We start from the raw sequence: 21,837 nt of genomic DNA, 5'->3' as shown, positions 1-21,837 counted from the left end.
CGCGAGCACCGCCCGTCCAGGAACTCACCCGACCGCCCGTCCAGGCACTCACCCAGGGGCGAGGGGGCCGACGCCCGGCGCCGGGCCGTCCGCAGCTCGCGGGCACGCCCCGCCGGGTCCTCGGACCCTACGGCCGGCCGCTGCTCGGCGTGCGCCCGTACTCCGCGTACGTCACGCCGGCAGCACCCACGAGCGCGCCCCAGCCGCTCGCCGCGCGCACCTCGCCGCGGGCACGCAGCGGCAGCGACCCGGTGAGCCGGCCCGCCACCGCGCGCCCCCCGCCGAGCACGACGAGGCCGGCACCGTGCACCGCGAGCACCAGCCGCTTGCGGACCCGCCCAGCCGCCGTCCCCTGCAGCGCCACGTTGACGGCGCTCCAGGTCGTCCCCGTCCGGTAGGCGCGGCGCAGCACCCAGCGCCGGGTCGCCCGGTCGTCCGCGACCGGCTCGTCGGCGACCGCCTCCGCGCACCAGCGGACCACCTCGCCCCGCGCGCCCAGAGCCTTCGTCAGCATCGAGTCCTCGCCGCCGCTCGCGCCGAACCGCTCGTCGAAGCGCAGCCCGTGCCGGCGCAGCGCGTGCAGGTCCAGCAGGAGGTTGCCCGCTCCGGCGCCGGAGACGACCGTCCCCGAGGCGCCCGCCCGGCGCGGCTCGAAGAAGCCGCTCGCGCGGACCCAGGGGTCGACCGGCTCCGCGAGCTGCCGGACGGTGGGTCCGGCGACCGCGGCGCAGCCCCAGCGGGCCCACGCGTCGAGCAGGTTCTCGAGCCAGCCGTCCCGCGGGACCTCGTCGTCGTCGACGAAGACGAGGACGTCGCTCGACGCGCTCGCGTCGAGCGCGTGGTTCCGGACGGCAGCCAGACCGGGTCGCGGCTCGTGGCGGTACTCCGCGCGTCCGGACCAGGTGCCGGTCACGAGCTCGCGGGCGCTCGTGTCGGGGTCGTTGTCGACGACGAGCACGCGCACGTCGCGCCCGAGGCTCTCGGCCTGCTCGACGACCCGCTCGAGAGCGTGCGCGAGCGTCGCCGGCCGACGGAACGTGGCGATCGCCACCGTCACCCTCGCCTCGGACGCTCCCGCCACCGGGGACACCTCGTCCGGCGCCGGCAGCAGCGCGGCCTGCGCGGACGAGCCCGGGCGCGCGTACTCCGCGTACACGTGACCGACGAGCCCGGTGAGCATCCCGGACCCGCGCGCGAGCGTGCGGCGCCCACGGGCCTGGTGCTCGAGCGAGCGGGTGGCGATCCCGAGCGCGGTCCGTGCGGCGCCGGCGGCGACCCGCACGCTGCCCTCGGCGACGAGCGACGCGCGGGTCCGCAGCCGGGCCGCCGGCGAGCCGGCGACGAGGATGCTGACCCGGGTCCAGCCGTTGCCGGAGCGGTAGGCCCGCCGCAGCACCCACGAGCGCGTGACCCGGCTCGCCGGGACGACGTCGGTCACGACCGCCTCGTCGCACCAGACCATGCGCAGGCCCCGCACGGCGGCCTGCCGCGTGAACAGCGTGTCGCTGCCGCCCGTCAGGCCGAAACGGGCATCGAAGCGCAGCCCGGCGGCCGTGACCTGGTGCATGTCGAGCAGCAGGTTGTTGGTCGCGGCGAGCGTCACCTCGGTCCCCGTCGCGAGCCGGCGGCGGTCGAAGAACCGCCCGGCGCGCACCCACGGGTCCGGGTCGACGACGTACTCCGAGACGACGGGGCCGACGACGGCGCCCGGCCGGTCCACGAGGTACTGCTCGACGAGCAGGCGGAGCCAGCCGTCGCACGGTCGCTCGTCGTCGTCCACGAAGACCAGCAGGTCGTCCCCCGCCGCCTCGTCGAGCGCGCGGTTGCGGGCGTGCGCGATGCCGGGCTCCGGCTCGTGCACGTACCGGGCACCGGTCGCCAGCTCCGCGACGACGTCCCGGGCGCTGCCCGCCGGGTCGTTGTCGACGACGAGCACCCGGGCGCCGGGACCGAGCGCGGCGGCCTGCGCGGCGAGCGTCGGCAGGACCGCCCGCAGGTCGTCAGGCCGCAGGTACGTCAGCACCGCCACCGTCACCGAGAGCGCCGCCGCCACCTCCCCCGACGCAGCCGGCCCGCTCTCGGGTTCGCCGGTGTCGAGCACGGGGTGCGACGCGGACGTCACTGGGGCGCCCGTCCGGCCCACAGGTCACGGAACCCGACCGTCGTCGGCACCGTCGTCGAGGAGCCGGAGAGGTAGGCGCTCAGCCCGACGGAGCCGGGCACCTGCAGCGCCGCGGTCGCGTCCGTCGTCGTCAGCTGCCACGCCGCGGGCTCGGGCGTGCCGTCGACCCACACCTTGGCGCGGAGCGTCGTCGGCGCTGTCCCCGTGACCTGCACGCGCACCGCGAGCGGCTGACCGACGACCGACGTCAGCCCGGCCACGTCCGCGGCGGTCAGGGTCGTCGCGCTCCGCTGGAGCTGGAGGTTGACCTTGCCCCCCGGGAGCAGCCGCATCCGGGCGCGGTAGTCGTTCGCCGCGTCCACGCGTCGTCCGAGCACCGAGACGTACGTGCCGCCGCCCGTCGGCTCCTGGTTCGGGATGACCTTGACCGCGACCTCGGTGTCCGTCGAGGAGACCCCGTTCAGGTACGTCGTCGTCGTGGCGCCCGCGGCGTTCATGCGCTGCGTCGCGGTGCCGCCGGCGACCGAGAAGCCGCTGGCCGAGGTCGTCGGGGTCCACGTGCCACCGGTCGTGGCGGCGCCCCAGCCGTTGGCGACCGTGCGGTCGAACACGTCACGGGCCAGGTCGACGACCACGGGCGGGTCGGTGACGGTGACCTCGGCGGTGCGCTCGTGCGTCGCCCCGTCGTCGTCCGTGACCCGCAGCGTGACCGGGTAGGTCCCCGCGGCGTCGTAGTCGTGGGTCGCCGTCGCGCCCGTCGCCGTGCCGCCGTCGCCGAAGGTCCAGGCGTACGCGGCGATCGTGCCGTCCGGGTCGGACGACCCCGAGCCGTCCACGGAGACCGCGAGGTCGCTCGTCGACGCCGTGAACGCCGCGACCGGCGCCACGTTCGGCGGCGGGTCCGTGACCGTGACCTGCTGGCTGGTCGACGCGCTGGCGCCATTGTCGTCGGTCACCGTGAGCGTCACGGTGTACTCGCCGCCCGCGGCGTACGGGTGCGTCGCGGTCGCGCCGGTGGCCGTGCCGCCGTCCCCGAAGTCCCACGCGTAGCCGGCCACGGTGCCGTCGGGGTCCGACGAGGCCGAGCCGTCGACCGCGACCGTGCGCTCGCCGGGCGTCGCCGTGAAGGCCGCGAGCGGGAGGGCGTTCGCCGGTGCGGTGCCGCTGCCGAGCGTGAAGTGCTCGCGCACCTCGTCGTCGGTCAGCGCCCGGCCGTAGACCGCGACCTCGTCGATGCGGGCGGCCAGGTAGGCCGGCAGCCCGTTCCACGAGCTGTCGCCACCGACGCGCCAGTAGCCGTTGTACGTCTGCGCCCGCGCCTCCGCGTTCGAGCCGACGAGCACGCCGTCGACGTACAGCCGCATGCCGGCCGCGGACTGCGACGCCACGAGGTGGTGCCACGCGCCGTCGTTGTACGCCGTGGGCGACGTGATCCCCACGGGCCCGCCGGGGTGGACCCCGAAGGTCAGCCTTCCCGTCGCGTCGAGGAACACGTGCCGGTCGTAGTTCGTCGACAGACCGCTCGCGGCGCTGCCGAACCCGATGAGCTTGCCGCCCGTCGTGGACGTGGTGCTGAACCACAGCTCCTGGGTGAAGGCCGACGGGCTCACGAACTGCACGTTGCTGGCCATGGTGTCGTTGACGCCGTCGAAGCGCGCCGACGTGTTCGTCGTGCCGACGACGCCCGACGCCTGCCCGAGCACGACGCCGTTGCGGTAGGCGCCCGTGATGTTGCGCACGCCCGAGTCCGCGGCCGTGGTGCCGGACGCCTCGCCCAGCCGCCAGTACAGGTCCGGGTCGTCCTCGTGCACGGCCTTGCCGTACGCGTCGGTGGGGGCGGCGGGCAGGGCCGACGTCCGTCCCGAGAGCACGTAGTGGCTGTCGACCTCGACCGCGGTCAGCGGTCGGTCGTACACGGCGACGTCGTCGATCGAGCCGGTGAAGTTGCGCGAGCCGGACCACGTCGAGTCGCCACCGATGCGCCAGTAGCCGTCGAACGCCAGCGCACTGACCGTGTCGGCGCGGCTCGCGACGCGCTTGCCGTCGACGTACAGCGACATCCCGTCGGCGCCGAGCGTGCCGGTGACGTGGTGCCACGCGCCGTCGTTGAGCGCGGTCGGCGACTGGAGCGTGCGCGTCGTGCCGGGGTAGGCGCCGAAGAGCACCTGACCCGACGTGTTCATGTAGATGTTCCGGTCGTGGCGCGCGCTGTTCCCGGTGGCCAGGTTGCCGAAGCCGAGGATCTTGCCGCCGGCGCGCGTGGTGGTCTTGAACCACGCCTCGACCGTGAAGGTCTGACGGCTCATCTGCGCGCGGTTGGAGGCGATGCGCCCGGTGTCCGTGCCGTCGAAGGTCGACGCGGTGTCCGGGTCGCCGGCGACGACGCCCGCGGCGCCGCGGGTCACCCCCGCGAGGGCGGTGGCGTCGTTGTAGCCCGCCCAGTCGCGCACGACCGTGCCGGAGTCCTCACCGAGCCGCCAGAACGAGCGGGCGCCGTCGTCGAGGACCTCCTGGGCGTACGGGCTCAGGACGCCGTCGCTCGACACCGTGACGGGGACCCAGTCGGAGTAGACGGTGTTCCCGAACGCGTCGCGTGCGGAGACCCGGTACTGCTGGGTGCTCCCCGGCGCGGCACCGGTGTCGACGAAGCCGAGCTGCGGCAGGTTCCAGAACTTGGCCGTCACGGTCTGCTCGTTGATCACCGTGGCGTTGGTCCCGCGGTGCACGCGGTACGTCAGCGTCTCGTTGTCGCGATCCCAGTTCGCGTTCCAGGCGAGCCGGACCTCGCCGGCCTCGTGCGACGTCGCCGCGAGCGGGAAGGACGCGCCGGACAGGCGCGGGCCCTGCTTGTTGGGCGCGATCTCCTTGACGGCCATCCGCACCAGGCCCTGCTGGCGCACGTTGTTGACGTGCGTGAACTCGCCGCCGTAGACGACGTAGTCGCCGTTGCCCGTGACGGTCCACGTCGCCTGGCTGGCGCCCGTGTAGCTGCCCGGCAGGAACGTCGGGAAGTACGTGAGCAGGCTCGGCCCGGGGTTCCCCTCGAACTGGAAGTAGCTGCTGTAGATGTTCCGGCCCACGGGCCCGGTCACGAAGTTCGTGAACGCGTTCGCGTACTGGGCCGTCCACGGCTCGGTCTGCGGGTAGCCGCCGACCGTCGCGCAGTAGTGCGGGTGGCCGACCGTGTAGGTCACGTCGCCGCTCGTGTACACGTCGTAGCTGTCGCCGTGGCAGTCCTCGACCCAGCGCAGAGCACCGTCCCAGGTCGCGGAGAACGCGCCCTCGAGGTTCCCGCCGCCGCCGTACGTGTAGCCGGTGCCGTAGAAACCGCGCTCGTCGCCGTACAGGCTGTAGATCGAGGCGTCCTCGCCGCCGTTGCGGATCAGGCCGTTGACCGCGAGGGGCAGCGCCGCGCCGGTGCCGGCATCGAGCCGTGCGAGTCCGTACCCCGGGGTGCTCGACCCGCCCACGGAGGTGAAGCTGCCGCCGATCACGACGGTCGAGCGGTCCGGCGAGATCGTGATGGCGGCGACCTGGCCGTTGTCCGGGGTCGCGTTGAACGCCGTGGCCTGCCCCGTCGCGGCGTCGATCTGCGCCACGCGCACCCGGGTCGCGTTGCCGATCTGGGAGAAGATCCCGCCGGCGTACACCGAGGTGTCGGTCGCCTCGACCGTGGCGACCGAGCCGTTGATGATGGGCGCGAACGGCAGGAGAGCCCCGGTCGTCGCGTTGAAGGCGGCGACGCGGTAGCGCGTCGAGCCGCTGACCTGCGTGAACTCGCCGCCCACGTACAGGCGGCTCCCGTCGGGCGAGGCGGAGAGGCTGCGTGCCTGCGCGTTGAGCGTCGGCGCGAAGCTCGTGATGAGCGCGCCGGTCGTCAGGTCGTAGGCCAGGAGGTTCGCGCGGGGCACGGTGCTCGTCCCGGGTGCGGCGCCCGCCGGGCGCGCGGTCGTGAAGCTGCCCGCGACGTAGACCCGGTTGCCCACGATCTCCTGGTCCCACACGACGCCGTCGATCTGGACGGTCGGCAGGGAGTCGGCGGCGACCGTCTCCGGGAGGTCCGGGACGACGGGCGCGGTGTCCGCGGCTGCCGGCTGCGCGGCGACGGCCAGCGCGCCGGCCGCCATCACGAGGGAGGTCAGGCCGGCGGCGAGCCGGCGACCGAGGTGAACGTGCTGACGCATGGGGTCCTCGATTGCCACGAAAAACGTCGACAGGGGGTTTTGCGGTCGCGGAGGACCGATTCGTAGGATATCCGCGCGAACCGGACAGCCTCGGGTGCCGACCGGGTGAAAGTCGGCGCAAACGGGTGTCAGGACGGCGTGGGCGCCGTCGCGTCGAGAACGGCGGCGCCGGGGACGGAATACACCTCGACGCGCGTCGTGGTGGCGTCGGGCGGCAGGAGGAACACGTAGGTGCCGGTCGCGTCGGCGCCCGCGCCGACGGTGGTGGGGAGCGGGCTCGACCCCGAGCCGCTCAGCTGCACGCCGGGGGTCTGCGCGGCGCCGAAGTACGCGTTGACGACCGCGCCGACGAGCGAGAGCTCGGCGTCCGACCCGTTGCTCACGCGGACGGTGAACCGGACGGACGGGCCGTCGATCTGCCCGGGCCCGCTGCCGTCGCCCTGGACCGCCTCGAGCGGGTCGACGGTGACCGTGACGCTGGGCGCGACCTCGGCGGGAGCGCCGACGGCCGACGACACGGTGCCGGACGCGGGCGCGGCGTCGGGCGGGACCGTGACGGGGGCCGCGGCGTCGGGCGACGCGGACGCTGCCTCCCCGGGCTCGGCGCCCTCGGTGGTGGCGCCGGCGACGAGCGGCGACTGCGACGCCGTGGGTGACGCCGACGGTGTGGTCGACGGGCTCGCCGTCCCGGTGGGCGCCGCGCCGGGCTCACCGGCTCCGGCACGCACGATCCCCCACACGACGAGCGCGACGACGACCGCGGCGAGCACCGCGAGCGCGACGACCCGGTTGCGCGGGCTCAGCCGGGCCCAGGGCCCCGTGGGGGTGGTGGGTGTCTCGCTCATCGCAGGGCCTCCGAGTCGGCGGGGACGGACGCGGCGGCGCCGTCGAGGGCGACCGGCCGGCGCCGGGCACGGCGCGGGCCGGGGACGCGGCGCGCGCGCAGGTCGTGGCAGAGCTGCTCGTAGCCGTCGGCCACGCGGTCCCAGTCGTAGGCGTCGGCCCGCACGCGCAGGCCGGCCGCGCGCACGGCGGTGCCGGCGGCGTCCCGCTCGGCCTCCTCGACCGCCGCCGCGACGCCGGCCGCGTCCGCGAAGAACCGTCCGTCCGCGCCGAGCACCTCGCGGTTGAAGCTCACGTCGAACGCGGTGACCGCCGTGCCGGCCCCGATCGCCCGCAGGAGCGAGGGGTTGGTGCCGCCGACCGAGTGGCCGTGCAGGTACGTCCGGGCGTGCGCGTACAGCTCGTCGAGCTGGTCCTGGTCCCACACCGGCCCGACGAGGCGCACGCGGTCGTCCGCGAGCTCGCGGACCCGCGCGGTGTACGCGTCCGAGTACGGCGCGCCGCCGACCACGACGAGCGGCAGCGTCGCGCCGCTGCGCACGTAGCCCTCGACGATCAGGTCGACGTGGTTCTCCGGCTCGAAGCGCGCGACGACGAGGTGGTAGCCGTCGGGCTCGAGGTCCAGCGCGCGCAGCCGGTCCGAGCCCAGGCCGTCGAGCCGCGGGGCGCCGTAGGTCAGGAGGGTGGTCTCGACGGCGAACGCGTCGCGGTAGTACTGCGCGATGCCCTCGGCGTCCGCGATCAGCGCGTCCGACCAGCGCACCGAGAGGCTCTCCGCGGCGCGGTAGTACCGGCGGCCGTTCGGGCCCCACTTCGCGCGCTTCCACTCGAGCCCGTCGACGTGCGTCGCGACCGGGATCCGCGCGGCGCGGACGACCGGCAGCCACGGGGAGTTCGCGGCGTTGAAGACGATCGCGGCGTCGACCCGGTGCGCCGCGAGGTGCAGCACCGACAGACCCGTGTGCGAGAGCGTCTCGAGCGAGCGGCGGCGCACCGCGGGCAGGTGCACGAGGCGCATCCCGGCGTACGTGGGCGGCGCCTCCTCGCCGGTCGAGCGGCAGTAGACCGTGACCTCGTGCCCGCGGGCGGCGAGCCGGCGACCGACCTCGTCGACGGCCGTCTCGAAACCGCCGTAGCGCGCCGGCACACCGCGCGTCCCCACCAGCGCGATGCGCAGGCTCCCCTGTCCCGTCACGACACTCCCCCTCGTGGTGCCCGCCCCGGCCGTCGCGCGGCCCGAGCGGCCCGCGGACGGCGGGGCCGGCCGGGCTCCGCGTCGCGGGCACCGGGACAACCGGCCCTCGATCGTCAGCGAAAGAATACGGACGCCCGCGCACGTCACAGCGCACAAATCGAACATTTCACCCGGACGGCCACGACGTCGGCCCTGCGGGTCCGAGTAGATTCGGCCGTGCTGACCGGGCCGTCAGGCAGACCCGCGGCCGCGTCTCCGACCACGCCAGGGGAATGCCGTGGTGGTGCGGTCAGCAACCGCCCTCGACGCACCGGAGCCCTCGACCATGCCACCGTCCGCACCACCCGTCGCCGGCATGGGCGCCCGAGCCGCCCGGGGCGGCGCGGTGACGATGGCCGGCCAGGTGGGGCGGATCGGCGTCCAGGTCCTGTCGGTCGTGCTGCTCGCGCGGCTCCTCGACCCGCACGACTACGGGTTGCTGGCGATGGTCGTCGCCGTGATCGGCATCGGGGAGATCCTGCGCGACTTCGGGCTCTCGTCCGCGGCGGTGCAGGCGCCCGAGCTGTCCCGGGGGCAGCGCACCAACCTGTTCTGGATCAACACCGGGCTCGGCGCCGCGCTCGCGCTCGCCGTCCTGCTGTGCGCACCTCTCCTCGCGACGCTGTACGACGAGCCCGAGGTCACCCCGGTCGCGCGGGCCCTGGCGGTGACGTTCCTGCTCAACGGCATGGCGACGCAGTTCCGCGCCGACCTCGTCCGCCGGATGCGCTTCACGGCGCTCGCGACGAGCGACCTGTCCGCGCCGGCGGCCGCGCTCGGGGTCGGCGTCGGCCTGGCGCTCGCGGGCCAGGGGACGTGGGCGCTCGTGGGCCAGCAGCTCACGCAGGCGGTCGTGCTGCTCGTGATGCTCGCGTCGTGGGGGCGCTGGCTCCCCGGGCTGCCGGACCGCACGGCCCCGGTGCGCGACCTGCTGCGGTTCGGCCGCAACCTCGCGGCGACCCAGGTGCTGGGCTACGTCGCGAACAACGCCGACTCCTTCCTCATCGGTCGCCGGTTCGGCGCGGGCGACCTCGGGCTCTACAACCGCGGCTACCACCTCCTGACCACGACGCTCGGCCAGCTGCGCGCGCCGACGACGACGGTCGCACTGCCCGTGCTGTCCCGGCTCAGCGACGACACCGAGCGCTTCTCGCACTACGTCCGGCTCGGGCAGCTCACGCTCGGGTACACGCTCGTGGTCGGCGTCGGGGTCGTCGCCGGGGCCGCGGAGCCCGTCGTGCACGTCGCGCTCGGCGAGCAGTGGCTCGAGACGGCCCCCGTGCTGCGGTTCCTCGCCATCGCCGGCGCGATGCAGACGCTCGCGTACGTCGGCTTCTGGGTCTACCTCGCGCGGGGGCTGACCGGGGAGCTCTTCCGGTACTCGACCGTCACGGCCGTCCTCAAGATCGTGTGCGTGGTCGCCGGCAGCACGTTCGGCATCACCGGGGTCGCCGCGGGCATCGCGATCGCGGCGTCGTTCGAGTGGCCGCTGTCGATCTGGTGGCTCTCGCGGCGCACTCCCCTGCCCGCGCGCGCGCTCGTCCTCGGCGCGCTGCGCATCCTCGCGATCGCGTCCGTCGCGGCAGCGGCGGGGTACGCGGCCACCGTGGTCGCCGACGGCTCGCCGGTCGGTCAGCTCGCGCTCGCCCTGCTCGGCCTGGGCGTCGCGTACGCGGTCGGGCTCGCCGTCCCGCCCGTGCGCCGCGACCTGCGGGCCGTCCTCGCCGTCGCGCGCACGGCGCTCGCGCGGGGGTCCGCCCGATGAGCTCGCCGGCCGGGCACCCGGCTCCGGACCTGCGCGGCGTCGGCGTCGTGGTCGTGAACTACGGCTCGAGCGCGCTGCTGCGGGCGAACATCGCGGACGACCTGCAGGCGAGCGGCGCACGGGTCCACGTGGTCGACAACGACTCGGGCGAGGACGAGCGCCGCGCGGTGCGCGAGCTGGCCCGCGAGCGCGACTGGTCGCTCCTCGAGCTCGACAACGTCGGCTTCGGCGCCGGCATGAACGCCGGGGTCGAGGTCGCGCGCGCGGCCGGTGCGGACACCCTGCTGCTGCTCAACCCCGACGCGTCCGTCACGGCCCCGGACCTCGCGCTGCTCGTCGCCTCGACGCGCGCGGAGCCACTCACGATGCGCTCGCCGCTCGTCGTCGCACCGGACGGCCGCGTGCAGTTCCGCGGCTCGCAGGTGCTCGTGCGCGAGGGACGCACGCGCGCCGCCGACGGCAGCGACCCCGCGCTGGCGGACGCCTGGCTCGCCGGCACCGTCGTCGTCCTGACCGTGGAGCTGTGGGACGCGATCGGCGGCTTCGACGACGACTACTTCCTCTACTGGGAGGACGTCGACCTGTCCTGGCGCTGCTCGTCCGCAGGCGGGGGCCTGGTCGTCGACACCCGGGTGCGCGCCGTGCACGACGGGGGCGCCACGCAGACGACGGCGCACCCGCAGGCGAAGTCGACGACGTACTACTACTGGAACTGCCGCAACCGGCTCCTGTTCGCCGCCCGCCACCTGGCCCCGCGGGACCGCCTGCGCTGGGCGCTGGGGACGCCGCGCTACGCCGTCGAGGTGCTGCTCCGCGGCGGCCGGCGCCAGCTCCTGCACCCCGTCGCCCCCGTGGGCGCGGTCGTGCGGGGGTCGCTCGCCGGGCTGCGGCTCCTGGTGACCCGCCGCAGATCGCAGCCCGCAGCCCCGCACGCCCCCGGCGCGGTCCCCGCGTCACCCGACACGAGGAGAACGACACCATGGCACCCCGGCCCCTGACGGACAGCCCCGCGGAGAGCCACCGCGAGGTGGTGCACCGGCTGGCCGCCGCGCAGAAGAGCAACCGCGGTGCTGCCGGCTGGTCGCGCTGGGTCAACCGGCCCGCGGGCCGCCAGCTCGCCGCGCTCGCGTACCGGCTGGGCCTGTCCCCGAACCAGGTCACGGTCGCGAGCGCCCTGCTGAGCGGCACCGGGATCGCCCTGCTCGCGACCCTGCGGCCGACCGTGGGGACCGGCGTGCTCGTCGCGTCGCTCCTCGTGCTCGGCTACATGCTCGACGCCGCCGACGGGCAGCTCGCGCGCCTGACCGGGTCCGGCAGCCGCGCCGGCGAGTGGCTCGACCACGTCGTGGACGCGACCAAGACGGCCGTGATCCACCTCGCCGTGCTCATCAGCTTCTACCGCTTCCTCGACCTGCCGCCGGCGATGCTGCTCGTGCCGCTCGCGTTCAGCGCCGTGGCGTGCGTCTTCTTCTTCTCCGTCATCCTGTCCGAGCAGCTGCGCCGGAGCGCGCGGGCGGCTCTCGGCGCGCCAGCCTCGCCGCCGAGCACCGAGCCGGCGCCCGTGCTGCGCTCGCTCCTCGTCCTGCCCGGCGACTACGGCCTGCTGTGCGTGTCCTTCGCTCTTCTCGGGGTGCCCAGCGTGTTCGTGCCCCTGTACACGCTCCTCATGGTGGCGAACGCGCTCCTGCTGCTCGCGGCGCTCGTCCGCTGGTACCGCGAGATGCGGACGTTCACCGCCTAGCTGTAGCCGCCCCCGCGGGGCCGGCCGGGTCGTCAGCGCGTCGTCCGGGTCGTCAGCGCGTGGTGGCCTGCGGCTCGGGGACCGCTCCCCCGCTGGCGTCGGCGAGCGCCCGGAGGATCGCCTCCGTGTAGCACGTCACCGTGAAGCGCCGTGACGCCTCGTCGAGCCCGGCGGCAGCGAGGGCGACCGCCTTCGCCGGGTCGTCGAGCAGGGACGCGATCGCGTCGGCGAGCGCCGCCGGGTCGTCCGGGGGCACGAGCAGCCCGGTGCGGCCGTCGTCGAGGACCTCGGCGAGCCCCTGGACGCCGGAGGCGACCACGGGGCGGCCCGCGAGCATCGCCTCGACGGCCGTGTTGCCGAACGACTCGGAGCGCGACGGGACCAGCACGACGTCCGCCGCGGCGAGCTCGCCCCACGTGGGGTGCACGTAGCCGGCGAGCGTCACGCGGCCGGCGAGGTCCGGGCGGGCGGCCCGCTCGCGCAGCTCTTCCTCGAAGAACTCGTAGCCCGGGAAGACGGTGCCGCACACCCTCAGGGAGACGTCGTGCCCCGCGGCGACGAGCCGTGCGGTCGCCTCGAGCGCGACGTGGGTGCCCTTGCGCGGCGACATCCGCCCGACGAGCGCGATCTTGGCAGGGTCGCCCGCGACGCGCGGCCGCAGCGGGGTCGGGCCGTCGGGCGGGCCGGGCACGCCGTTGTGGACCACGACGACGGACGCGTCCAGGCGCGGCACGACCTCGGTGACGGCGTGCCGCGAGGCCCCGCTGTTGGCGATGACCGAGCGCGCGAGCAGCAGCGGCGCGGTGAGCGCGCGGCGGGCGATCCGCGGGTAGCCGTCGTCCGTCTCGTGCACGTGGCACGCGACGGGCCGCCCGGCGAGGCGCCCGGCGACGATCCACTCGGGGATCGTGACGGTGTTGACGTACACGAGGGCGGGGTCGAGCCGGCGAGCGAGCCGGCGCAGCCGCAGCGTCGCGGCGAGCATGCGCCACGGCAGCCGGACGAGCTGCCGCGGGCGCAGGAGCGCCTTGCGCAGGACCGGGAACTCCACGACGCGCACCCCGGCGCCGCGCTCCTCGAGCAGCTCGACGAGCGGTCCGTCGAGCGGGAGCACGACCTCGACGCGCCAGCCGCTGCCGACCGCCGCCGACACCGTCTCGAGCAGCTGACGGTCCGACCCGTACAGGTCGGGGGACGGGTGCCCGACGAGCAGCAGGGGCGCCGTCACGAGGTCGCCTCCCCGCCGAGGGGCCGCTGGGCCACGCAGGACGCCGGTCGCCGTTTCATGAGATGTCTCTCATGCTTCTCCCCCTGAGGGACCGGGCTGAGTACGGTGGCCCCGCAGGCGCTCATCCCTCGCCCCGCCGCTTCGCATCGTCCATGCACACAGCGTGCCCGAACTTCGACCGCAGTCCCAACAGCCGCCTCCCTCAACCGAACAGTCAGCCACGGCGTGAAACGCGTCACGCATCCGTGACGCGACAGCACTCGGACGGATGTCCGAACGCGCAGGTCGGGCCCCGTGCGGCGGCCGATCCGGGGCACTCGCGCCCCCGCAGGTGCGTGACTCCGGTCACTTCGGGTCTCACCCGAATGGCCTAATGTCGACGCGGATGCGGCCGCTGATGCGGCCATCGCCCCCGCGCCCCGACGCGCACCACGTGCGCCGACCACGGCTGCGCAGAAGACAACGAGGAGTCCCATGACGGGTAGAAACGCGACCGGAGCGCCGACCCAGCGCTCGAGAGCACGACGCCTGGCCCTCACCTCGGTGGGTGCGCTGATCATGACCCTCGTCCCCTGGAGCGCCTCGCAGGCGACTGCACCGGCCGCCGCGCTGCCCGCAGACCCCGGGGCGAGCGCCGCCACCACGCCCATGGTGTCGGCCGCGGCCGCGACGACGACGGCGCCGACGATCGAGGAGCTCGTCCTCGCTCCGGGCACGTCCCGCACGGTGACGCTGCCCGCGGCGCCCGCGAACGCGACGTCCGTGACGCTCAAGCTCCGGGGCCGCTGGTCCTGGAAGCCGACGCGCATCTCCGTCTGCGCCGGCCAGACCGCCACCACGAGCTGCAAGGGCACCGCAGCGCTCACGACGCCGACCCAGCGCGCCAAGACCGCGACGGTCACCGTGGCGCTGCCCGCCTCGGCGAAGAACCGCGTGACCCTCTACAACGCCGACGCGAGCGTGCGGGTCCGCGCCGAGGTGCAGTCGTACACGACCCCGCCGCCGCCGCCCGCACCCGCGCCCGCCCCGGCGCCGACGACGGCCCCCGTGCAGCCGAAGCCCGCGCCCTCCGCGACCGCGCCGGCGCCGGCCCCCGCACCGACGTCGGGCTCGGGCTCCGGGTCCGGCTCCGGCGGGTTCGCCGGCCCCGGCTCGACGGGGGTCCCGGCCGGGACCGCGCTCGCCACGCACAACGGCGACCTCGTGATCACCCAGCCCGGGACGGTCATCGACTCGCTCGACATCCACGGCCTGGTCAAGGTCAAGGCGGACAACGTCACGATCAAGCGCTCGATCATCCGCGGCAGGCCCCTCACCGGCAGCATGGGCCTCATCACCAACGACCTCGGCAAGTACCGCTTCACGCTCGAGGACAGCGAGCTCGTCGCGGCCGACGCGTCGCCGCACGTCAGCGGCATCATCGGGCACAACTTCGAGGTCCGCCGCACGGAGATCGCGAAGGTCATCGACTCGGTGCACATCACCGGCTCGGACGTCCTCGTCGAGGGCTCGTGGCTGCACGACAACCTGTTCTACGCCCAGGACCCGAACCACAACGGTGGCCCGAGCCACGCCGACAGCGTCCAGATCCAGGGCGGGTCGAACATCACGTTCCGCGGCAACACGATCGAGGGTGCGGAGTCGTCGGCCTTCCAGACGACGCAGGACCGCGCAGCGGTCTCGGGCGTCACGGTGACGAACAACAAGATCGACGGTGGCGCCTGCTCGGTCAACGTGGCGTACGGCTCCAAGTACGGCCCGATCCAGGGCTTCACGGTGTCGAACAACGTGTTCGGCACGAGCCAGCGCCACGCGAGGTGCGCGATCATCGCGCCGAGCAGCAACACGATCGCCAACACCAACAACACCTGGGTCGACGGCTCCCCCGTGCAGCTGTCGCGCGGCTGACCCGGTCGTGACGGTCCGCGCGCGCACACCGCGAGGGCCGCGCACCGGACCGCGGTAGCACGACGCACCACCGCTCGAGAGAGCTCGGACGCACCCCCAGCCCGGCGCACTGCAGCGAGCTCCACAGCAGAGCGCCGGGCTGGTCCGTGCCCCGGCAGGGCTGGCCGTCACCGCGACGGCGGAGCGGGCCGCCCCGGCCCGCGACCGTGGAGCGAGGCTCCGACGGAAGCGCCGCCCCGGCCGCCCACCAGCCCTCGGCGGACCGCCGCCGCCGCTGCGCCGCACCGCACGCGGGCGGGCGGGCGGGCGGCTGTAGCAGAGAACGACAGGTCCGTCGGCGCACGCTCACCCGAGGCACGCTGCGGGCGGCACGCACGTGGCACAGATCACATGGGGAATTCCTCAGCTGCGCCGTCGCCCGGCCGGGCTCATTTACGCGTAAACACACAAATGTGAGCGAGCGCACCACGGTGCCGAGCGCCGGCCTCGTACATTTCTGGACGAATCGCCCAAAACGCGTGGCAAATTCCGCTGACGGGTGAACATCTGCACCGCCGATCGGGTGAAGTTGCAGGTCACACGCTACGCAGACGTCACCGGCCGACCGATTAGGCCCTCTGAGTGAGAACGCTCACTTACGAGGGTCGCACCGATGGCGTACTGTCCATTTCTCGGAACGCGGGTCGCCTTCCGCGACGAAATCCAGGCTGACGAGCATGGGCTATGTGTTCCGCCCATAACGCACCTGATGAGGAGATTCTTCATGTTCGCAGTTTCGCCCGACCGATCACGCGTCACGCGTCGCGCCCTCGCGGTCGCCGTGCTGGGCGCGGTCCTGGTGGCAGGCGCCCCGAGCGTCGCCGCCCAGGGCGCATCGGTCCCGCTCAGCACCGTGACCAGCACCGGTGCGGCGATCCCCGAGTTCACGCTCAGCTACAGCTCGTCCAAGATCGTCACCCTGCCCTCCGTGCCGACGGGCGCGACGGCCGTGACCATGACGGTCACCGGCCGCTGGGCCTGGAAGCCGACCACGCTCTCGGTCTGTGCCGGCGCGACCCTCACCGACGCCTGCAAGGCCAGCACCGTCCTGACGACGCCCGTGCAGGACGCCGGCAGCGCGACGATCACCCTCCCGCTGCCCTCGTCGGCGGCCGGCAAGGTGACCGTCTACAACCGCGACGCGAGCGTCCGCGTGGTCCTGGCCGTCAAGAGCTTCGAGGTCCCCTCGGCGACGTCCACGCCGAGCCCGACCCCGACGCCCACCAAGACCGCGACGCCCACGCCGACGCCGACCGCGTCCCCCACGCCGGCGCAGCCGCGCTTCGCGACCGCCGCGTCCACGGGCGTGCCGACCGGCACCGCCCTCAAGGTCCACACCGGTGACCTCGTCGTCACCACGCCCGGCGCCGTGATCGACGCCCTCGACGTGCGCGGCTTCATCAAGGTCCAGGCGCCGAACGTCACGATCAAGCGCACGATCGTCCGCGGCCGACCGATCACCAGCAGCTTCGCGCTCATCACCAACAGCGCGGGCCAGTACCCGTTCACGATCGAGGACAGCGAGCTCGTCGCCGCCGACGCGTCGCCGCACATCGCCGGCATCATCGGTCACAACTTCACGGTTCGTCGCACGGAGATCGCGAAGGTCATCGACTCGGTGCACATCACCGGCTCGAACGTCACCGTCGAGAACTCGTGGCTGCACGACAACCTGATCTACATGCAGGACCCGAACCACAACGGCGGGCCGAGCCACGCCGACAACGTCCAGATCCAGGGCGGGTCCAACTTCATGTTCCGTGGCAACACGATCGAGGGCGCCCACTCGTCGGCCTTCCAGACGACGCAGGACCGCACCGTCACCTCGAACATCACGGTGACGAACAACAAGATCGACGGCGGTGCCTGCTCGGTCAACATCGCGTACGGCTCGAAGTACGGGCCGATCCAGGGCATCACCGTGTCGAACAACGTGTTCGGGACGGCGCAGCGCATCGCGAAGTGCGCGATCATCGCGCCGACGACGAACACGATCGTCAACACGAACAACACGTGGCTCGACGGCACCGCGGTCAAGATCTCGCGCGGCTGACCTCGACGCCTCACCGCACCGACGACGACGGGCGGGGCGCTCCCTCAGGGGAGCGCCCCGCCCGTCGTCGTGGTCCGGCGGTCCGGCGCGCGAGCCTGACGACCCGTCAGTACGCCCCGGAGCCGCTCAGCACGGCGCGGCCCGTCTTCCACAGGATCATCAGGTCCATCGTGACCGACCAGTTGTCGACGTAGCGCAGGTCGAGGCGCACCGACTCCTCCCAGGCGAGGTCCGCGCGGCCGCTCACCTGCCACAGGCCGGTGAGCCCCGGGCGCACCCGCAGCCGGCGGCGCACGGCGTCGGGGTAGGCCTGGACCTCCTCGAGCAGCGGCGGCCGCGGCCCGACGAGCGACATGTCGCCCTTGATGATGTTGAGCAGCTGCGGCAGCTCGTCGATCGAGAACCGCCGCAGGACCCGGCCGACCGGCGTGATGCGCGGGTCGGCGTGCATCTTGAACATCAGGCCGTCGCGGTCGCTCGACTCGAGCAGCTCCTCACGCACCCGGTCGGCGTCCGCGACCATCGTGCGGAGCTTCCACATCGTGAAGGTCCGCCCGTCGACCCCGACGCGGGTCTGGCGGTAGAACGCCCCGCCCTTCGAGGTCAGCGCGACCGCCGCCGCGGCACCGAGGATGACCGGCGAGGCGACGAGCAGCGCGAGCACGCTGAGCGTGCGGTCCATGACCGACTTCGCGAGCAGCCGCTCCCGCGGCGCCTCGATCTCGACCTGGAGCAGCGACAGCCCGGCCGTGGGGCGGACCGTCAGCCGCGGGCTCGCGACCTCGACGATGTCCGGCGCGACGACGAGGTGCGCACCGGCCCGACCGAGCGCCCAGGACAGCCGGCGCAGCGCGTCGCCGCTGAGCGACGAGCCGGTCACGATGACCACCTCCGCCGCGCGGTCCGCGACGACCTGGACGACGTCCGCGATCGCCCCGAGGACCGGGACCCCGCCGACGTCGCCGCCGGGCCGCGCCTCCGGGAGGCACATCCCCTCGATCTGGTAGCCGTGGTGCGTCGCGCCGCCGAGGTTGCGCGTGACGCGCAGCGCCGAGGCGGCGTCACCGACCACGACCGTGCGCATCATCGCCTGGCCCTGCGTGCGCAGCCGGTGCAGGCGGCGGCGGTGCACGTGCCGGACCCACCAGGAGAGCACGGCGAGGACCGGGACCCCGACCACCACGAGCGAGCGCGGGACAGGAGCGTCGAGAAGGAAGCCGAGGACCATGAGCGCGCCGGCGAGGTGCACCGTGCCGCGCAGCACCGACTGGAACTCCCGAGGGCCGTCACCGAGCGCCGAGCGCTGGTACCCCTTGGCCGTCGCGACGAACGCCACGAACGCGAACGCTCCCGCGACGGCCCAGGCGGCGCTCGCGAGCGTGTAGCCCGCCGACCAGCCGAGGACCGCGAAGGTCACGCCGGCCGCGAGGACCGCGTCGAGCAGGACGGCGGTGCGGGCGTACGCCACGCTCGCGCGCGCCCACCGCATCGGGTAGGTGGTCTCGTCGGAGTTGTACGGCGTCGGTCGCCGCTCGAAAGGAAGGTCGGAGGCCCAGGAGCGGCGGGCCTCGATCGACCGCGCGCGACGCTCCTGCGTCCATTCCGACTCGTCCAGCCCTGGTTCTGCCGTCAGCGTCATACGTCCCCCGTCCAGCGCTGAAGATGCTGGTGAAAGGGTAGGACGACCTCATGGGCGTAACAACGCCAAATGTCCGATTTCACCCGATGCCACGGCAACCGGGTGAACCGTGCGTGACGATCCGGTGCGCCGCTCAGCCCTTGGTGTGGACGCGCAGCTGCGCCTTCTCCAGCCCCTCGGCGACGACGAGCTCGACCGCGTCCGCCGCCGCGTCGACGAGCCACGGCAGGTCCTTGCGCTCGGTGGCCGAGAAGTCGCGCAGCACGAAGTCGGCGGCGTCCATGCGCCCCGGCGGGCGGCCGACCCCGACTCGGACGCGCACGTAGTCCTTGGTGCCGAGCGCCTTGGACGTGTCGCGCAGCCCGTTGTGCCCGCCCTCGCCGCCGCCGCGCTTGAGCCGGAGCTCCGCGTACGGGATGTCCAGCTCGTCATGCACCATCACCACGCGCTCGGGCGGCACGTCGTAGTACTGCGCGAGCGACGCGACCGGTCCGCCCGACACGTTCATGTACGTCGTCGGCTTCGCGAGCACCACCCGGGGGCCGGGCGCCCCGCCGGGGAGCGTCCCGAGCCGCGTCTCGGCGACGACGGCCTGCGGGCGGCGCGAGAGGATCCCGCCACGCGACCCGAAGCTCGAGCCGGTGCGTCGAGCGAGCTCGTCGAGCACCATCTGGCCGACGTTGTGGCGGTTCCCGGCGTACTGCGCACCGGGGTTGCCGAGGCCGACGACGAGCCAGGGGCCCTCGGTCATGGCGGTCCTTCCGATCGGTCGGGTGCCCGGGGCGACGCAGCGGCGCCCGGCACCGAGACGGTACCGGGCGCCGTGGTGCGTCCGAGCGGGGCGGTGCGCGAGCGCGTCACCCCGTGCGTGTGGTGGCTCAGGCCTCCGCGGCAGCGGCCGACGCGGCCGACTGCGAGGCGGCGAGGTCGGCCGCGGCGGCGTCGGCCTCGCGGTCGGCGGCCGTGGCCTGCGGCGCGGTGATCGAGACGATGACCGCGTCGGCGTCCGTGACGAGCGTCGAGCCCTGCGGGAGCGTCAGCTCGCCGGCCGTGACCGTGGCGCCGGCCTCGAGGCCCTCGATCGAGACCTCGACGGACTGCGGCAGGTGCGTCGCCTCGGCCTCGAGGGCGACCGTCTGGTGCTCGACGATGTGGATCGTGCCCGAGAACGACTCGCCCGTGATGACGACGGGGATCTCGACGGAGACCGTCTCGCCCTTCTTCACGATGAGGAGGTCGACGTGCTCGATGACGTTGCGGACGGGCTCGCGCTGGACGTCCTTGGTGATCGCGAGGGTCGTCGTGCCGTCGATCTCGATCGCGAAGAGCGCGTTGGCGTGCTTGAGCGCGAGGAACGTCTCGTGGCCCGGCAGCGACACGTGCAGCGGGTCCGAGCCGTGCCCGTAGAGGACGGCGGGGATGCGGCCGGCACGGCGCGTGCGGCGCGCGGCGCCCTTGCCGAAATCGGTGCGGGTGGTGGCGACGAGCTTGACCTCGGACACGATGACTCCCAAGTGAGGACGGTGGTGCAGGGCAGCGAGCAGGGGGACGAGCCGCCCGGGGAGGACGGCCGCCGCTGATGATGGTCAGCGCAGGACGAGCAGGTGGTGGCCTCGACGCGGGGCGCAGGACGGGCACGCGGAGGCATCCGCCCAGTCGATCACGGAGATCGTGGTCCGATCGTGCGGGATGGCATCCCGCGACCTGACCGTCCGACGTCCCTCGCCGAGGCAACTTGACGATCTTACCCGCCCGGGGCCAGGACCCCAAGCCGGTCCCGGGGTGAGCCGCCGCCGGGCCCGCTGGACGGGCGGGACCGGCGGTGCGGCGGAGGTGCGGGCGGGGTCAGGCCGGGGCCGGCGTGCGGCGGTCGTGCGGGAGGGTCAGGCCTGGCCGTCGAACAGCGACGTGACCGAGCCGTCGTCGAACACCTCGCGGATCGCGCGCGCGATGAGCGGGGCGATCGAGAGCACCGTGAGCTGCTCGAAGCGGCGGTCGTCGGCGATCGGCAGGGTGTCGGTGATGATGATCTCGCGCGCCCCGCACTGCGACAGGCGATCGATCGCGGGGTCCGAGAGCACGCCGTGCGTCGCCGCGACGATGACGTCCTTGGCACCCGCCTCGAGCAGCACCCGCACCGCGCCCGTGATCGTGCCGGCCGTGTCGATGAGGTCGTCGACGAGCACGCAGCTGCGGCCCTCGACGTCACCGACGACGCGGTTCGCCTTCGTCGAGTTGGGCCGGTTGATGTCGCGGGTCTTGTGCACGAACGCGAGCGGGCCACCGCCGAGCTTCGCGGCCCACTGCTCGGCGACGCGGATGCGGCCCGCGTCGGGCGAGACGACCGTCACGTTCGTCGTGTCGACGCGCGTGCGGACGTACTCCGTGAGGATCGGCATGGCCCACAGGTGGTCGACCGGTCCGTCGAAGAAGCCCTGGATCTGCGCGGCGTGCAGGTCGACGCTCATCATCCGGTCGGCACCCGCGGTCCGGAACAGGTCGGCCATGAGCCGCGCCGAGATCGGCTCGCGGCCCCGGTGCTTCTTGTCCTGGCGCGCGTAGCCGTAGAACGGCGCGACGACCGTGATGGTCTTGGCCGAGGCGCGCTTGAGCGCGTCGACCATGAGGAGCTGCTCCATGAGCCACTGGTTGATCGGCGCCGCGTGGCTCTGCAGGACGAACGCGTCCGAGCCGCGCACCGACTCCCCGAACCGCACGTAGATCTCGCCGTTCGCGAAGTCGTACGCGGTGGTGGGGACGAGCGAGGTCCCGAGCTCCTCGGCGACCGAGGTCGCCAGCTCCGGGTGGGCCCGGCCGGAGACGAGCACCAGCCGGCGCTCGCCGTCGTTCGACACGGTCCCGATCATCGTGCGGTGTCCTTCGTGTCGGCCGGCAGGTCGTGGATCTCCGCGGGGTGGTCCGGGAGCGTCGGTGGCGGCGTGGGGGCCTGGCCCGCGGCGGCCCGCTGGGCACGCTCGAGCTCGAGGCGCGCCTGCGGCGAGAGGTCCTCGGTGCTGCGGTCGCCGAGGGCGCGCGCGGCGGCCTCGGCGGCGATGCCGTGCAGGAACGTGGTGATCGCGT

General features: G+C 73.9%; 14 protein-coding genes and 1 pseudogene. 5 read left to right on the top strand and 10 right to left on the bottom strand.

From position 1 onward, the window contains the following. Positions 1 to 127 precede the first annotated feature (127 nt). From AB6N24_RS13805 to AB6N24_RS13790, 4 genes are all read right to left on the bottom strand, one after another. Positions 128 to 2,122, bottom strand: coding sequence for a glycosyltransferase family 2 protein (locus AB6N24_RS13805; RefSeq protein ID WP_412869964.1), 1,995 nt, complete (start codon positions 2,120 to 2,122; stop codon positions 128 to 130). Beyond that, positions 2,119 to 6,306 (bottom strand): LamG-like jellyroll fold domain-containing protein, encoded by a 4,188-nt coding sequence (locus tag AB6N24_RS13800; RefSeq protein WP_412869963.1) that lies wholly within the window; start codon positions 6,304 to 6,306, stop codon positions 2,119 to 2,121. The genes AB6N24_RS13805 and AB6N24_RS13800 overlap by 4 nt, the downstream gene beginning before the upstream one ends. 128 nt (positions 6,307 to 6,434) lie before the next feature. Further along, positions 6,435 to 7,151, bottom strand: a complete 717-nt coding sequence (locus AB6N24_RS13795; RefSeq protein WP_412869962.1) for an RAD23 family protein — start codon at positions 7,149 to 7,151, stop codon at positions 6,435 to 6,437. Then, a complete protein-coding gene (locus tag AB6N24_RS13790) occupies positions 7,148 to 8,344 on the bottom strand; it encodes a DUF1972 domain-containing protein (protein WP_412869961.1) in 1,197 nt (398 codons plus the stop codon). The genes AB6N24_RS13795 and AB6N24_RS13790 overlap by 4 nt, the downstream gene beginning before the upstream one ends. Positions 8,345 to 8,699: 355 nt before the next feature. Here AB6N24_RS13790 and AB6N24_RS13785 point away from each other — a divergent pair, with 355 nt between their 5' ends. The 3 genes from AB6N24_RS13785 to AB6N24_RS13775 are packed head-to-tail and all read left to right on the top strand — an operon-like array spanning position 8,700 to position 11,889. Further along, the gene (locus tag AB6N24_RS13785; protein ID WP_412869960.1) at positions 8,700 to 10,148 is read left to right on the top strand and encodes a lipopolysaccharide biosynthesis protein; all 1,449 of its coding nucleotides are present in this window, start codon (positions 8,700 to 8,702) and stop codon (positions 10,146 to 10,148) included. Then, positions 10,145 to 11,146 (top strand): glycosyltransferase family protein, encoded by a 1,002-nt coding sequence (locus tag AB6N24_RS13780; RefSeq protein WP_412869959.1) that lies wholly within the window; start codon positions 10,145 to 10,147, stop codon positions 11,144 to 11,146. The genes AB6N24_RS13785 and AB6N24_RS13780 overlap by 4 nt, the downstream gene beginning before the upstream one ends. Continuing rightward, positions 11,128 to 11,889, top strand: coding sequence for a CDP-alcohol phosphatidyltransferase family protein (locus AB6N24_RS13775; protein ID WP_412869958.1), 762 nt, complete (start codon positions 11,128 to 11,130; stop codon positions 11,887 to 11,889). Before AB6N24_RS13780 ends, AB6N24_RS13775 begins: the two co-directional genes overlap by 19 nt. Positions 11,890 to 11,941: 52 nt before the next feature. Here the strand turns inward: AB6N24_RS13775 and AB6N24_RS13770 are convergent, their stop codons facing one another. Next, a complete protein-coding gene (locus tag AB6N24_RS13770; protein WP_412869957.1) occupies positions 11,942 to 13,117 on the bottom strand; it encodes a glycosyltransferase family 4 protein in 1,176 nt (391 codons plus the stop codon). A gap of 474 nt (positions 13,118 to 13,591) precedes the next feature. On the opposite strand from AB6N24_RS13770, the gene AB6N24_RS13765 reads away from it, so the two are divergent. Both AB6N24_RS13765 and AB6N24_RS13760 read left to right on the top strand, forming a co-directional pair. Further along, positions 13,592 to 15,025, top strand: a complete 1,434-nt coding sequence (locus AB6N24_RS13765; protein ID WP_412869956.1) for a right-handed parallel beta-helix repeat-containing protein — start codon at positions 13,592 to 13,594, stop codon at positions 15,023 to 15,025. A gap of 763 nt (positions 15,026 to 15,788) precedes the next feature. Next, positions 15,789 to 17,117 carry a right-handed parallel beta-helix repeat-containing protein gene (locus AB6N24_RS13760; protein WP_412869955.1) on the top strand — a complete coding sequence of 443 codons (1,329 nt, stop codon included), beginning with the start codon at positions 15,789 to 15,791 and terminating at the stop codon, positions 17,115 to 17,117. Positions 17,118 to 17,223: 106 nt separating this feature from the next. Here the strand turns inward: AB6N24_RS13760 and AB6N24_RS13755 are convergent, their stop codons facing one another. The 5 genes and pseudogenes from AB6N24_RS13755 to AB6N24_RS13735 form a co-directional block, all read right to left on the bottom strand. Further along, positions 17,224 to 18,756, bottom strand: coding sequence for a sugar transferase (locus AB6N24_RS13755; RefSeq protein WP_412869954.1), 1,533 nt, complete (start codon positions 18,754 to 18,756; stop codon positions 17,224 to 17,226). Positions 18,757 to 18,889: 133 nt separating this feature from the next. Further along, complete coding sequence (gene pth, locus AB6N24_RS13750; protein ID WP_412869953.1) at positions 18,890 to 19,507, bottom strand: aminoacyl-tRNA hydrolase; 618 nt, start codon at positions 19,505 to 19,507, stop codon at positions 18,890 to 18,892. Between the two features lie 127 nt (positions 19,508 to 19,634). After that, a complete protein-coding gene (locus tag AB6N24_RS13745) occupies positions 19,635 to 20,258 on the bottom strand; it encodes a 50S ribosomal protein L25/general stress protein Ctc (RefSeq protein WP_412869969.1) in 624 nt (207 codons plus the stop codon). A gap of 381 nt (positions 20,259 to 20,639) precedes the next feature. Then, positions 20,640 to 21,623: a ribose-phosphate diphosphokinase gene (locus tag AB6N24_RS13740; protein ID WP_034631234.1), complete on the bottom strand. Its 984-nt coding sequence runs from the start codon at positions 21,621 to 21,623 to the stop codon at positions 20,640 to 20,642. Continuing rightward, positions 21,620 to 21,837 (bottom strand): annotated as a pseudogene (locus tag AB6N24_RS13735) (hypothetical protein); the annotation flags it as partial. The pseudogene AB6N24_RS13735 and the gene AB6N24_RS13740, both read right to left, overlap by 4 nt.

The organism is Cellulomonas jepli (assembly GCF_047229345.1).
In the GTDB taxonomy this organism is placed as follows: domain Bacteria; phylum Actinomycetota; class Actinomycetes; order Actinomycetales; family Cellulomonadaceae; genus Cellulomonas_A.
This window is presented reverse-complemented; position numbering and strand designations above follow the sequence as displayed.

Coding starts and splice junctions, on each gene's coding strand:
- AB6N24_RS13785 (WP_412869960.1), top strand. CDS start 8,700: ATGGGCGCCCGAGCCGCCCGGGGCGGCGCGGTGACGATGGCCGGCCAG.
- AB6N24_RS13755 (WP_412869954.1), bottom strand. CDS start 18,756: ATGACGCTGACGGCAGAACCAGGGCTGGACGAGTCGGAATGGACGCAG.
- AB6N24_RS13775 (WP_412869958.1), top strand. CDS start 11,128: ATGGCACCCCGGCCCCTGACGGACAGCCCCGCGGAGAGCCACCGCGAG.
- pth (WP_412869953.1), bottom strand. CDS start 19,507: ATGACCGAGGGCCCCTGGCTCGTCGTCGGCCTCGGCAACCCCGGTGCG.
- AB6N24_RS13740 (WP_034631234.1), bottom strand. CDS start 21,623: ATGATCGGGACCGTGTCGAACGACGGCGAGCGCCGGCTGGTGCTCGTC.
- AB6N24_RS13760 (WP_412869955.1), top strand. CDS start 15,789: ATGTTCGCAGTTTCGCCCGACCGATCACGCGTCACGCGTCGCGCCCTC.
- AB6N24_RS13795 (WP_412869962.1), bottom strand. CDS start 7,151: ATGAGCGAGACACCCACCACCCCCACGGGGCCCTGGGCCCGGCTGAGC.
- AB6N24_RS13800 (WP_412869963.1), bottom strand. CDS start 6,306: ATGCGTCAGCACGTTCACCTCGGTCGCCGGCTCGCCGCCGGCCTGACC.
- AB6N24_RS13765 (WP_412869956.1), top strand. CDS start 13,592: ATGACGGGTAGAAACGCGACCGGAGCGCCGACCCAGCGCTCGAGAGCA.
- AB6N24_RS13780 (WP_412869959.1), top strand. CDS start 10,145: ATGAGCTCGCCGGCCGGGCACCCGGCTCCGGACCTGCGCGGCGTCGGC.